Source organism: Xylanibacter rarus (assembly GCF_001275135.1).
Lineage (GTDB): Bacteria > Bacteroidota > Bacteroidia > Bacteroidales > Bacteroidaceae > Prevotella > Prevotella rara.
In genome coordinates this window covers 1-14,127 of record NZ_LFQU01000017.1, presented here as the reverse complement: position 1 = coordinate 14,127, position 14,127 = coordinate 1, and the positions used below count along the sequence as shown (strand labels likewise).

10 protein-coding genes are annotated in these 14,127 nt (G+C 42.0%); 3 read left to right on the top strand and 7 right to left on the bottom strand.

What is annotated here, in order from left to right; all coding sequences use genetic code 11:
- The first annotated feature begins 1 nt into the window (after nt 1).
- Nucleotides 2–1,819: a UvrD-helicase domain-containing protein gene (locus ACU52_RS09260; RefSeq protein ID WP_162207760.1), complete on the top strand. Its 1,818-nt coding sequence runs from the start codon at nt 2–4 to the stop codon at nt 1,817–1,819.
- A 167-nt stretch (nt 1,820–1,986) separates the two neighbouring features.
- Here the strand turns inward: ACU52_RS09260 and ACU52_RS09255 are convergent, their stop codons facing one another.
- From ACU52_RS09255 to ACU52_RS09230, 7 genes are all read right to left on the bottom strand, one after another.
- Entirely contained in the window at nt 1,987–2,559 is a 573-nt protein-coding gene (locus ACU52_RS09255) for a YdeI/OmpD-associated family protein (protein WP_053398596.1), read from the bottom strand.
- Nucleotides 2,560–2,630: 71 nt separating this feature from the next.
- Complete coding sequence (locus ACU52_RS09250; RefSeq protein WP_053398595.1) at nt 2,631–5,795, bottom strand: type I restriction endonuclease subunit R; 3,165 nt, start codon at nt 5,793–5,795, stop codon at nt 2,631–2,633.
- Between the two features lie 4 nt (nt 5,796–5,799).
- On the bottom strand, nt 5,800–6,171 hold the full coding sequence (locus tag ACU52_RS15585; RefSeq protein WP_239684902.1) for a TIGR02391 family protein: 372 nt from the start codon (nt 6,169–6,171) through the stop codon (nt 5,800–5,802).
- Nucleotides 6,158–6,613, bottom strand: coding sequence for a hypothetical protein (locus tag ACU52_RS15580; protein WP_239684901.1), 456 nt, complete (start codon nt 6,611–6,613; stop codon nt 6,158–6,160). The genes ACU52_RS15585 and ACU52_RS15580 overlap by 14 nt, the downstream gene beginning before the upstream one ends.
- 239 nt (nt 6,614–6,852) lie before the next feature.
- Nucleotides 6,853–7,752 (bottom strand): restriction endonuclease subunit S, encoded by a 900-nt coding sequence (locus ACU52_RS14755; RefSeq protein ID WP_082335232.1) that lies wholly within the window; start codon nt 7,750–7,752, stop codon nt 6,853–6,855.
- A complete protein-coding gene (gene rhuM / locus ACU52_RS09235; RefSeq protein ID WP_053398594.1) occupies nt 7,745–8,722 on the bottom strand; it encodes a virulence RhuM family protein/type II toxin-antitoxin system death-on-curing family toxin in 978 nt (325 codons plus the stop codon). Before rhuM ends, ACU52_RS14755 begins: the two co-directional genes overlap by 8 nt.
- Entirely contained in the window at nt 8,709–10,274 is a 1,566-nt protein-coding gene (locus ACU52_RS09230; RefSeq protein ID WP_053398593.1) for a type I restriction-modification system subunit M, read from the bottom strand. The genes rhuM and ACU52_RS09230 overlap by 14 nt, the downstream gene beginning before the upstream one ends.
- 1,387 nt (nt 10,275–11,661) lie before the next feature.
- On the opposite strand from ACU52_RS09230, the gene ACU52_RS09225 reads away from it, so the two are divergent.
- The gene (locus tag ACU52_RS09225) at nt 11,662–12,411 is read left to right on the top strand and encodes a polyprenol monophosphomannose synthase (protein ID WP_021855654.1); all 750 of its coding nucleotides are present in this window, start codon (nt 11,662–11,664) and stop codon (nt 12,409–12,411) included.
- 269 nt (nt 12,412–12,680) lie between these two features.
- The gene (locus ACU52_RS09220; RefSeq protein ID WP_053398592.1) at nt 12,681–13,439 is read left to right on the top strand and encodes a lysophospholipid acyltransferase family protein; all 759 of its coding nucleotides are present in this window, start codon (nt 12,681–12,683) and stop codon (nt 13,437–13,439) included.
- Nucleotides 13,440–14,127 lie beyond the last annotated feature (688 nt).

Below are 14,127 nucleotides of genomic sequence, written 5' to 3'. Positions count from 1 at the left end.
TATGAATTACTATATAACACATCAACGACAGGCATATATTGATGCACGTGGTTATACTATACTCACGGCCTGTCCTGGTAGTGGCAAGACAACAAGCATTGTTAAAAAGCTTTTGACTGTATCACATTTTTGTGAAAAGCATTATGGAAGACATACAGGGTTTGTCTGTATGTCATTTACCAATAAAGCTTGTGATGAGTTAAAGCATAAATACCAAGAAATGCATAATGAAAAATTGACATTTCCCAATGAAGTTTTGACTATTGATAGTTTTATTATGCAGTATGTAGTACTTCCGTTTTGGTATCTATGTGATGCGTGTAAAAAGAAACCAATAGTAGTGAATGAAAAAGAAATATTAGAACGAATCTATTACAGAAAAGTTTTGATAAATGGTATATGGCAACAACATCTAATTATGGCACTACGACCCTATTGTAAGATATTTTATAAAAAAAATCCGTCTTTGATAACTAGAGAAAAAACTTCATTTAAATGGAATCACGATATTGTAACGAATAAAAATGAAATAGCCTATTGTAAGGAGGCATTTAAATATCGTTTAGAAAAAGGCTTTATAACAAGCAGCGATGCGCTGTGGATAGCATGTGATATATTGCAACATCATCAGAATATAGGCAAAGCACTTGTAACGCGTTTCCCATATATCATAGTAGATGAAGCACAAGATAATTCCGAATTGCATTTTGAATTCTTCAAACTGTTAAAGAGAGCAGGTTTGCAGAATCTTGAATTTGTTGGTGACATTTGCCAGTCCATATATGGATTCAATAATGCCAGGCCTGAATTACTGCAGAACATGATGTCAGAAGAAGAATGGAACGTATTGCCATTATCCGAATGCTGGCGTTCTAATCAACGTATAATAGATTTGTATAGCAAACTTAAATCAACTACCGTGCCTGCTATTACTTCGCATAAAGTGGAAGATAAAGGAATACCAATAATTGTCTATAAGTATGATGATGGAAATGTTAGGGAGATTATTCGGAATTTCTACCACGTTTGTGATGATAATGATTTGTCCAAAAGAATTATATTGGCACGTGGAATAGATAAATGTAAGGAACTATCTGGTGTTAATGACGTAAATTTCAAATACTGGAAGACAGAGAAACCGCTGCCTTATTTAATAATAGACGCCGTCTTTGCTTTTGCTTCAGATGATATGAATTCTGCTTTCAGAAAAGTAAGACTTGTATTAGCCGAACTTATGATTGGTGATAACCCTGATAAAAGGCGTGAGTTTATGCACGAAATTGAACATAATTTGGACTGGAATACTAAGATATTTGGTTTCATAAAACAAATCCCTTCATTTTCATTGAGTTTCAAAGAATGGTCAGAACAGACCTGCACATTATTGAAAGAATATTGGAAGCTTAAAGAAAAGCCTGTTTTTGTTCCATATCAAAGACAAAAAGGATATAAAATGAAAGAAATGGCTAATGTACCAGTAGAACAATATCATCAATCGAACGACAAAAATAGTGAATACCACAAGAGCATAGATACGATACATGCAGTAAAGGGAGCTACCTTTGATGCGGTGCTTTTGTTCCTATCATCTGATAGCAGAGGACAAAGTATTTCGTTAAACGATTTTCCAGATAATGGAATTGAAGTCATGACAGAAAGTCAACGAATGATATATGTGGCGTGTTCTAGAGCCAGTCAATTTCTAGCATTAGCTATACCAAGGTCGATAAAAGATGAAAAAATTAGGAGAGCCTTGTCTGGAATCGACATAGATATTCGTAATATTAATCTGCAAGGAGAATTGACATTTACTGATTAATGTTATTAAAAAGAATCAGTAATAAAAAAGAAATTCTGCTCATTTTCGTATTAATTTGGAATTATGAAGTTGCGGAAGTTCATAATAGGCAACCCATTAACGGAATTAATTTACGTTGATAAACATGATTAAAAAGACACTGCACAAAATTTTGGACAGTGTCCTGATTACATCAGCAGTCTGCCGTTATCGTTCCACTCGCCATAAAGAACGCCTTTTCGGGTGTTTTCTATAAATTTGTCAAGCCGCTTTCTGAACAGCTCGGGCTGACGTTTCTTTATCTGGATGGTGTCAATGCGCACACGCTTATACAGCTCGGGCAGGCGGCAGAAATTCTGCCACACCACAGGGTCCGACTTCAATTCTTTCATTAGATCATCGTCTATCACAAAGCCCTTGTCCGTCATATCCGGCAACACGGCTCTGCCGGCATCAGTCATCAGTCCGAGCCGTTCCATCCTGCGACATCTTTCCTTGTTCAGTTCCGACCAGTTGCTGCGCGGCTTTCTCGGGCACAGTCTCTGTGCCGTCACCCTGTCTGCCAGCTTCTTTGTCGTGCTGTCTATCCATCCGAAGCACATAGCCTCCTCTACAGCATCTATATACCAGAACGTGCCGTCGTCAACAGGTCTTCCACGTTTCACCACTACCCAACATTCCGGCTCCTTATCATGATTCTGCATCAACCATTCGCGCAGTTCATCACGAGACTTGACGTTCAGCAAATTATTTATTGTCATATACTGCTAATGACTATTCTTAATCTAATATTCCTTTATTTCTGAAACTGATATGAGTTCTATTCCAATAATCAATTATTCTTCTTGAAATTCTCGGCCTGCTCAAGAATTTCTTTGAATACTTCATCGTTTGTTACAGGCGGATAACCATGTTCAGCCAACACTACGATAAGATCCATTTTCAGTTCGGCTTTGATATCGTCACGAGTTGCCCAGTCTGTATATTTAGACTTATCATCCACAATCTTTTTTATTTCGGCAGCAAGCACCAGCAATTTATCTTCAGGATACTCAAATCCGAACTGTTTGGCTATTGCTTTCAGTATGTCATAAAAGGCCTTTTCTTCATAACTTATGCCGAGACCTTTATACGAAGATTTTTCCTTGTTAATCTCTTTCAGGAGCATAGCCATCTGGTTGGCAACTTCCGTCACCACTTCATCGGCAAATACAGCACTGTCGCGTCTGTCATTATATTTATCAACAAGATCGTTAAGCCTTTTTGAAAAGTCTACGCCCTGCATCTTGTTTACTTTCTTAAATTCGGTAATAACCATGCGCAACAGCCTTTCCATAAGTTTCACTTTTGTGTTGGGCATTTGCATCTTTGCCAGCCTTTCCATATATTCTTCGCTCAGCACATCAAGATTCTCCTTATCATTGCCTATGCGGATTATTTCTTCAACGCCTTCCGACTGAATAGCCTCTTCTATCATCGCCCTGACACGTCTGTTCATTTGTGAGGCGTCAGGAGCCTCGCCCTTTGTCAGTTTGTATATTACAGCACGCACGCCGGTAAAATAATGTATGTCTTCCCTGTCAGAGAAAGTTATTTCCTCGCTGTTGCTGCATAAGTTGAAAGCGGATTTCAGTTTCTTTGTATGCCCCATAAACAGATTTTCCTGTTCTTTGGTGCGTTGCATGAATTCAGCTCCACGGTTAAGACATTCCAACTGTTCCAACGGGCTTCCGCTTGTGAATTTCGAATAGTCAAAGCCGTTGAACATACGCCTTATTATGTCAAGCTCGTCTTTTACCATGACAATTGACTTTTCAAGACTTTCAACCGAATCAGAGTCTGTTTCGCCTTGAGCGTAATGCTTCAAGGCTGTATTCATATTGTTCTTTATTCCGATATAGTCAACAATCAGTCCCTTGTCCTTTCCCGGATATACTCTGTTTACGCGTGAAATTGTCTGTATTAGCGTATGCTGTTGCAGCGGTTTGTCAATATACATTGTGTCAAGACAAGGTACGTCGAAACCCGTAATCCACATATCTACCACGATGGCTATCTTGAAGTTAGATTTCGGATTCTTGAATGCTTCCGCAAAACTTCTTCTGTCGTCGTCCGTTCCCAACAGATTATACAAGTCGGGCTCATCGTCTTTGGTGCGTGTCATTATAAGCTTCATCCGCTCTATCGGCCGTTCCTTATTGCCGTATAGGGCTACAGGTTCGGCTGCCATGGCATAGTCTTTCTTTTCTTCTTCCGGCAGCTTCACCCATTCAGGTCTTAGGGCTGCGATTTTCTTATAAAGATTATACGCTATTGTACGGTTAGAGCATACAAACATTGCCTTACCAACTACGGTGCTGCCTTCTTCAACACGTTTCTCATAGTGCGCGATGAAGTCTTCTGCAACCGCCTGCAAGCGGTCTGAATCGCCAAGTATGCTTTCCATCTTGGTTACGGCTTTCTTGCTTTCCTCTATCTGATGCTCGTTGCTGCCTTCCTCTGCACATTGCTTGTAGTATTCTTCTATCTCATTCAGCTTTGCATTGTCGAGCAATACTTTTGCTGCGCGTCCTTCATATACGATTCGTCTTGTTATGTCGTCTGCCACCGATTCTGTCATGGTATAGGCATCGACAACTTTTCCGAACACGTCGATAGTAGCGTCTATCGGCGTACCTGTAAAGCCTACGTATGTGGCTTTTGGCAGCGAGTCGTGCAGATATTTGGCAAAGCCGTAGCTTCTCTTCAATCCGCGTTCAGTCTGTTTTATATTCTGTTGCAGATTTGTCTGCGAACGGTGCGCTTCATCAGATATGCAAATAATGTTTGCCCTGTCTGACAGCAGCTTGGTGTCTTCGGTAAACTTATGAATTGTTGTAAGAAACACTCCGCCGCTTGTCCGTCCTGCAAGATACTCACGCAACTTGGCGCGGCTCTCCACTTCAACCACACAGTCGTCGCCGATAAATGTCTTTGCCTTGGCAAACTGTTCAGAGAGTTGTACGTCAAGGTCGGTGCGGTCGGTGATAAGCACTATGGTTGGACTGGCAAAAGCCTTGCTGCGCATAAGCATACGGGTTAGAAAGAGCATCGTAAAACTCTTTCCACAGCCTGTCGCGCCGAAGTATGTACCGCCCTTTCCGTCGCCGCCTTCATGCAGGCGCGAGTGTTTAAGGATATTGCCAAACAGCTTATGCGTAGCAAAGAACTGCGGATAACGGCATATTATCTTGCTCTCCGTCTTCGACGAATCGGGCATGTAAACAAAGTCTTTCAGTATGCTCAGCAGGCGTTTCTTGCCGAACATGCCTTTCACCATTGTCATCAGCGAGTTTATGCCGTCGTCGGGCTTGTCTCCGCTGTTCACCTTACGCCATGAATAAAAGAATTCGTAAGGCGTAAACAGCGAGCCGTATTTGTTGTTCACGCCGTCGCTTATTACTACGAAGGCGTTATATTTGAACAGTTCTGGTATGTCGCGGCGGTATCTTACGGTCAGTTGCCTGTAAGCGTCCATTATAGTTGTGTCTTCCTTAACGGCGCTTTTAAATTCGAGCACAACCACCGGCAGACCGTTTACATAGACTATGCCGTCAGGAATACGCTTTACGTCGCCTTGTATTTCGAGCTGGTTCACTATTCGGAACGTGTTTTTGCCTTCGTTCTCAAAGTCTATTGGCTCGATAAACAGGTCCGGCTGTGTCTTGTCTTCACGCTTCAACGAAAAGCCCTCTGTCATAAGGCGGTAGGTGTTTACATTCTTGTCGTACAGCAAAAATCCGTTTGCTGCCGTAAGTTTTGCTATCACGCTTTCCACCTCAAGTTCCGTTATCCCGTCTTTCGCATAGCGGCTCCGCAGATATACGCACAGGTCTTCACGAAGAATAACATCGCTCGCCTCTTTGCTTATATCTTCACCGTTGGTATATATGTAGCCCTCTTGCTGAAACAGCTCCATAATGGACATTTCAAGGGTGTGTTCGTTGAAGTGTGACATAATGTTATCTTATTCGTTGAGCATTATCCAATCGTCTGTGGCAATATGAAATGATACCTAAAATATCAAGTGCATCTTGTTCTGAAATGTTCCAATCTACTTTGGGCTCATGAGCCGTTGGATTTCTAAACATAGAGCATAAACCTTTTAAAAGATTGCAAAAACCATTATGCTCATTTTGTTCTGAACTGGTTTGATAGTTATTGATTATCAGAATCGGATTTTTGCTAAATACTTCTTCTATAAGATTTATACCATCTTTTTGAATTGCCGACAAATCCCTTATTCTTTGGAATAAACCTTTATTAGCTTCCAATACAGCATGAAAATAATTATTCTGCAATAGTTCTGTTTTGCAATATTTAAAAAATCTCACGATGTGCAGTTCTTTTTTCTAATTCTATCTTTAAATTCTCAACTCTAATTTCAATATCTGATAATGTACTTGCTGGGGGTATCTCTTTATACTTTCCATTTTCTTGTAATTCATAACCAGCAAATGCCAATTGTTGATTTATTGCAGTTCTCATCCTTTCAAACTCATCAGGACTGTCAACATATCTTGAAGGTGCAAGAACTAATTGAATAAAAATCAATATCTGATTTGAACATTTATTTTTATTTTGCTCCTTAGCTAATGAATTAAATAAGTTTTTTCTTTTAGCAAGCATTATATTGGGGTCGCTCGTATCTTCAATATTTGCTTGTAACAAAAAACGATGAATTTCGCTTCCTGTTAATCCATTTTCTGTATCACCAATTATATTACTTATCATTTCCAAAACATTTGGAGACAAGCATTTTCGTAAAGTCGTCATATTTTAAATATTTTATTGCCCCATCTTCGCCAATAGCAAAGATTGTAATTTAGTTAATATGAAAATTTCTTTGTCAAAATATTTTATTTGTCTGTCTAATATTTTGCTTTTATTATTAAATTCTTGTACAAAATCATCTTGTGGAATTACGATATTCAATTCACATAAATCATTTCTTGTGATACTTCCAAATATTGTACCATCATCATTTGAAATGTTAAAATCATTTTTCTTGTTTTTTAACAGATAAAATAAAAAGAATTATAATTCTTTTTATTTCTAAGTGCAGATAAGCCACGTCCGATACAACAATTATGTGGAGCTACATTAATATCTCCAACTGGTGCACGAACGCTTAATAAAATATCACCACATTTTGCCATCCTTGTTGGATTTGTTGTATATATTCGAACAATAGGATATCTATATCTGAAGTCTGTTCTGCCTTGGTAGAAAATTTCTCCAGCTCCATTCTCATTATAACTCTCTCCATTTGGAGATTGCCCCATCATAATTTCCGCTATTTCTTTAAGTGTTCCCATTCTCCACCCTTCAGGCAAATTATTTTTGTCTATTCCATCAACAAACATTTTGCGGTAAATGGCTTGGGCTGTTTCTTCCAATTTTACGATTAGCTGTTCATTGAGCTTTATACGTTGCTGAATTGCATTGTATTCTGCAACTATTTTTTGTTGTTGGTCAATCGGCGGGATTGGTAATTCAACATCACACATTTCTTCCCAACTGAAAATCTCACGCGCACTGCCATGTGACTTGAAACGTGCATAGCGGTCAAACTCAGGACGACGGAACCACATCATCAGATATTCAGGGAGAAGTTCCAGCTTATTCGTAACCTCAAATATTGTATAGGCTTGTGAAACTATCGCTTTTTCACCATCCTTATATAATGCAATAGAAACCTTATCTCCGTTACGTGATGTAACCGGACCGTATGCAAATTGCCGAGGCTCTACAACCTTATAAGAAGACATATCCGTTCCTATGGTATTTGCTATGGATGGCATAAACTCTTTAGAGATACTGACACCTAATAGCTTCGTTACCTTCAAGTTTCGATTCCTCACATCCACTTCGCGGATATAATCGCCCAAGCGTTTGTAGTTTGTCTTACTCATAATTGTTCTTGTTTATCAGGTTTACAACTACTTTTACCATCACGTCCTTTTCCTCTGTGCGACTTTCGGCTATCATCAGCGTAAGGGCAACAAGAGTGTTGTCGGCTATGCGCTTCGTACCGTCAGGATTATAGAGAATGCCGTTACCTGCCATAAACCATAAGAAGAGAGTTGCGGCTATACGTTTGTTGCCGTCGCTGAACGAATGATTCTTTGTAACGAGATAAAGCAACATGGCGGCTTTTTCTTCTACTGACGGATAAAGGTCTTGCCCGCCGAAAGTCTGATATATCTGCCCGATGGAACTCTTGAACGAATCGTCTTTCTCATTGGCGAACCACTGGCTGCCGCCGAATTTCTCCTTCAGTTCTTCTATTGCCTTCATGGCTCCTTCGTATGTAGCACGAAACTTGGCTTCGTTAGTGGTCTGCTCCACAGCCAGTTGCTGGTAATCGTACTTGTCCAAAGTATCAAGGGCATAAGCATAATCGGCAACCACTTCCACCAGATTGAGCGCATCATCAGAAGTCAGTGCCTCTTGTGCCTTGACCGTTCTGCCCAATACATTAACAAGCTGCTTCAGCTCCGTATAGTGTTGTTCTGTCAGGGCTTTATTGACGGCATAGCCTTTAATTAAATATTCTTTCAGTACTTTGTTTGCCCAAATACGAAACTGCGTGCCACGCTGGCTTTTCACACGATAGCCCACGGAAATGATGACATCCAAAGAATAAAAGGCAACAGGCTGTTTCACCCCATCAACACGCAAAAAATGCGTGTTGTTCTCTTTTTCAAGTTCACCTTCGGAAAAGACATTATTGATATGTTTTCTTATGGTCTTTTCATCCCTGTCAAACAGAATGGCCATCTGGTTAGCTGAAAGCCATACAGTATCGTTTTCCAATTTCACGTCAATGGACGTTTGTCCATCAGCCGTTTGGTAGATTACAATCTTATCATTCAAGTCCATAGCCCAACTCCCTAAACAGGTTCAACAACTCCTTTCTGCTTTCCTCCTCCTGTTTCAGCAAATCTTTCATTTCAGTTTGCAGCTCTTTCATCTTTGTATCGAAGTCTACGCCTTCGTCACGGCTCTTGAACTCAATGTATTTGCTCGGTACGAGCGACCAACCTTTAGCCTCAATCTCCTCGAGCGTTGCCGAATAGCAATATTCAGGCACATCCTTATAAGTCTGCTCATAACCTTCGCGTTGCCAGTTATGGAAGTTTTCGGCTATCTGTGCTATCTGTTCTTTTGAGAACTGTATGTATTTCTTCTCGAACGGCTCACCCCACTGGCGCAGGTCTATAAACAGCACTTCATTCTCGCGATTACGGTATTTCACCGTCTTGCCGTTCTGCTCCACTGTGCGTGCCTTACGGTTGCCGGCCAATATCCAGAGAGTTACGCTTATGTCGGTAGAATAAAACATATTGCGCGGAAGAATAACAATGGCTTCGACCAGATGATTCTTCAACAGCTGACGGCGTATGGCAAGCTCCGTACCGTCGCCACTCAACGCACCGTTAGCCAGCAGGAAGCCGGCCATGCCGTTTGCAGACATCTTTGAAACGATGTTGAGTATCCATCCATAGTTGGCATTGCCGGTGGGCGGAACTTCATATCCTTTCCAGCGCGGGTCGTCAACAAGCTCGTTTTCGGCACGCCACGACTTCTGATTGAAAGGGGGATTTGCCATAATGAAATCAGCTTTCAGATCTTTGTGCTGGTCGTTATGGAACGTATCGGCAGCCTGCTCGCCAAGATTGTTGGCTATGCCACGTATGGCAAGATTCATCTTTGCCAGCTTGTATGTGGTGTTGGTATATTCCTGACCGTAGACAGAAATATCCTTTTTGTTGCCGTGGTGAGCCTCGATAAACTTCATGCTCTGCACAAACATGCCGCCAGAACCGCAGCAGGGGTCGTAAATCTTGCCGCGATAAGGCTCTATCATTTCGGCAATAAGGTTTACAATGGTCTTCGGCGTATAATACTCGCCCTTACCCTTACCTTCGGCAATAGCAAACTTGGCAAGGAAATATTCATATACACGGCCTATCAGGTCGTTTTCAGGGTCTTTCAGAGTGTCAATGTCATTTATCACGTCGAGCAGCGCAGCCAGCTTGTTGCGGTCGAGCCCCAACCCTGAATAATAATTGCTGGGCAGAGCACCGCGCAGAGTGGGGTTGTCTTTCTCCACGGTAGCCAGTGCCTTGTCTATCTTTATGGCAATGTCGTTTTGCTTGGCATTCTCCATGATGTAGTCCCAGCGGCTTATCTCGTTCAAATAAAAAACGTTCTTGGCATTATAAAAAACAGGCTGGTCGACAAACGCGCCCTTGCCGTCGGCAATAAGTTCGTTCTTGCGTTGCATGAAACGGTCGTAAGCATACTTCAAGAATATCAAGCTCAGAACAACATGCTTGTATTCGGACGGCTCTACCGAGCCACGTAATTTGTTAGCCGATTCCCAAAGGTTTTCTTCTATGCTTTTCTGTTTAGTCTGTTTCTTTGCCATAATATTTTTTATTAAATATAATCAACACTAAGTTCATTAATAACGCCACCATCAGCTGCACTATCAGAAGTAACATCAGCCGGATTACAAGCGGCGCACACGAAGAACAAAGATATAAAAATATTTTGTAAATACCACATCGTTCAAAAAAAAATTTTTGAATCAAAAATGCCATAATACAAAATCTGTTATTAAGATTCGGTATGTATTTTGCTTTATATTGAGCGGCTTTTTATTGGATTATTTACAGGCACTTTTATAATTTATAATTGGCTACGCCGAACTTCGTTTCATAATTCATAATTGGGTTAGACCGAACTACGTTTCATAATTAGCCTGCGCCAATAGAACCAAAAGGCGGGCAGAAAGCATGAATAAACAAAATTGATAAAGCTATGTGCGGTCTGAAGGCCGATTGGGGATTATACCGTTTCATGACAAAACTTATCTAAAACAACAATAACAACAAATACTTTCCTGCGTTTTATATCCACCTTATTATATCCCCAAAACAAACCTATGACTTACGCATAAAAAACCTATGACTTTTGATGCAAAAGTGGCCGAGTTACGAGGCGAAACTCAGCCGTTTACATTTTAAAAGTAAATACATTGGATTTGCTTAACAAGCAGCCATATACAAAGACACAATCTTTCAATTTAAAACATAAAACAACGCAAATACTTACGATTTTTCGAAATTGTTTTTATGACGCGAATGTATGGACGTGAAAAGGCGACCGGATTGGGGAGCTGACAAATATTAATCGGGCTATTGGGGATAAGAAATAACGCTCATGTCAATGTTGCGGACTACGGGGCGGCTATGGTTCATGGTATTGCGATTGATAAAAAAGTCATAAATAATGTTACGCAAGACGTGATGTAATAAAGCAAATTGACTGAAAAACGTCATTTTAAAAGGCAAGGACGAAAAATAATGGCTCCGTTGGCAAATTTTTATTTTGTAGTTATGCCAATTTGCATTATCTTTGCATAAGATAAGCTGCATCTCGGCATAACATTCAAGCAAGACTTGATGATTCTGCTCTCGGTTTGCATTATCTTTGCATAAGATAAGCGGCATCTCGGCATAACATTCAAGCAAGCTTGATGATTCTGCTCTCGATTTGCATTATCTTTGCATAAGATAAGCGGCATCTTGGCATTACATTCAAGCAAGACTTGATGATTCTGCTCCCGGTTTGCATTATCTTTGCAATAAGATAAGCGGCAGACAGGACTGACCGGGGAGACAGGACGCACGGGCACTACTGAGAGTTGCTTTATCAGAAGAAGAAGACAACAACGTTGAAGGCTCCATGACGACACCAGCCGGAGGGAGACAAGACATATATAGCACGCATAAACAAAAGACATTCAGGACATGAACAAAAGCGACAGCATAGTCATTATACCTACGTATAACGAGAAAGAGAACATCGAGAAGATTATAAGGGCGGTGTTCTCGCTTGAAAAATGTTTTAATATTCTCGTGATAGACGACGGCTCGCCCGACGGCACCGCGGCTATAGTTCACCGACTGATGGAGAGCGAGTTTGCCGACCGTCTGTTTATCATTGAGCGCAGCGGCAAGCTGGGCCTCGGCACGGCATACATAACGGGCTTTAAATGGGCCCTGGAACACGGATATGACTATATATTCGAGATGGACGCCGACTTCAGTCACGACCCCAACGACCTGCCGCGCCTCTATTCGGCATGCCACGACGAGGGCTACGACGTTGCCATAGGCTCGCGCTACGTGAGCGGAGTGAACGTGGTTAACTGGCCTATAGGACGAGTGCTGATGAGCTATTTTGCATCTAAGTATGTGCGCATGGTGACGGGCTTCAAGGTGCACGACACCACTGCGGGATTTAAGTGCTACAAGCGCCGCGTGCTCGAGACCATAGAGCTGGACAAGATACGCTTCAAGGGCTACGGCTTCCAGATAGAGATGAAGTTTACAGCATACAAGATAGGCTTCAAGATTAAGGAAGTGCCCGTGATATTCGTCAACAGACGTGAAGGCGTGTCGAAGATGAGCGGCGGCATATTCGGCGAGGCTTTCTTCGGTGTGATGCGTCTGCGCTGGGACGGATGGACACGCAAGTATCCCAAGATTAAAGACTGACAGCAGGAAGGGACATTCAGCAGGGCCGCTGCCCTGCTGCAACACCATAACCGCAACAACGCCGAACGGCCTGTACGGACGCAAGACGATACAGACATAAAGCGCAAGCCGCGCTATATCAGAAGAAGAGCAAGGGGAAAGAGCGCCCCGGCTTATCAGACACGACAACGCTCACCGAGGCAGACTAGGCTGCCACAGATGCAGCAGGCATCACAGACAGGTTAACCGCAAATATTATTCTAACGAAAAAACGATAAAAACAACTAACAATGAGATACATCTACCGAATATATCAAATATGCATCGCGCTGCCGATAATACTCGTGCTCACCATACTTACGTCGCTCACCACGAGCGTGGGCTGCGTGCTTGGCAACGGCCACTTCTGGGGCTACTATCCGCCTAAGCTGTGGGCAGCAGCCATACTTAAGGTGCTGTTTCTGCCGGTAAAGGTTGTGGGACGCGAGAACCTGAAGCACAACGAGTCGTATGTGTTTGTGAGCAACCATCAGGGCTCGTTCGACATATTTCTGATATTCGGTCATCTGGGACGCAACTTCAAATGGATGATGAAGCACCAGCTGCGCAAGATTCCTCTCGTTGGCTTTGCCTGCGAGATGTCTCACCAGATATTTGTAGACAAGCGCGGCCCGAGCAAGGTAAAGGAGACATACGACAAGGCACGCCACACGCTGAAGGACGGAATGAGCGTGGTGGTGTTCCCCGAAGGCTCGCGCACGTTTACAGGGCATATGGGTACGTTTAAGCGTGGCGCCTTCATGCTTGCCGACGAGCTTCAGCTGCCCATAGTGCCGCTGACCATCAACGGCTCTTTCGACGTGCTGCCAAGGACAAACAAATGGTTCTGGGTGAAATGGCATCCGCTGACGCTGACTATCCATAAGCCGATATACCCCGAAGGACAGGGTGCCGAAGACATAAGCAAGCGCATGGACATAAGCTATAAGGAGATTATGGCCGGCCTGACTCCGAAATATCAGGGGTATGTGAAGAATCCGAATCAGTAGATTCGTTTTAAGTAGTTAAAGTAGTTAAGGACTTAAGGAGTTAAGACAATAGTCTTGTGGATTCGAGTCGGAAGTTAAAGTAGTTAGAGAAGTTAAAGTCATATGCTAACGTAGTGCGTGTTTAAGTGAAGAACGAAGAGTGAAGAATGAAAAATCCAAATGTTAGCGTAGTACGTACGATAATAACCAACAAGGTATTATGCCGGCTAAAGGTTGATGCTAACTTATAGCCCGAAGGGCTACACTTAAGTAACCGTGGGTGTATCACCCACGGCCTGTAACAAAACAAACTATGAGCACCCGAAGTGGTGCTATATCGGAGCAAATAACGGACACAAAAGCAAACAAGTAAGTAACATAAAAACAAGAATAGCACCACTTCGGGTGCTCGCATTACCAGGACTTTAATCCGTGAGTAATGACCCACGGTTACCAAAGTTAAGCCCTTCGGGCTACCGGCAAATTAAGCCGCAAAAGCGCAATGAAAAATTAAAAATGAAAAACTCTTGTGGATTCGAGTCGGAAGTTAAAGTAGTTAGAGAAGTTATCGCTCACTAAGGTGAGCTAGGAGCATATTTAAGTGAAGAACTAAGAGTGAAGAGTGAAAAATCCAATTGCAAACGTATTGCTTACAAGTAGAAACCACAATACATTTGGATTTTTCGTTTTTCACTTTTAACTTTTCACT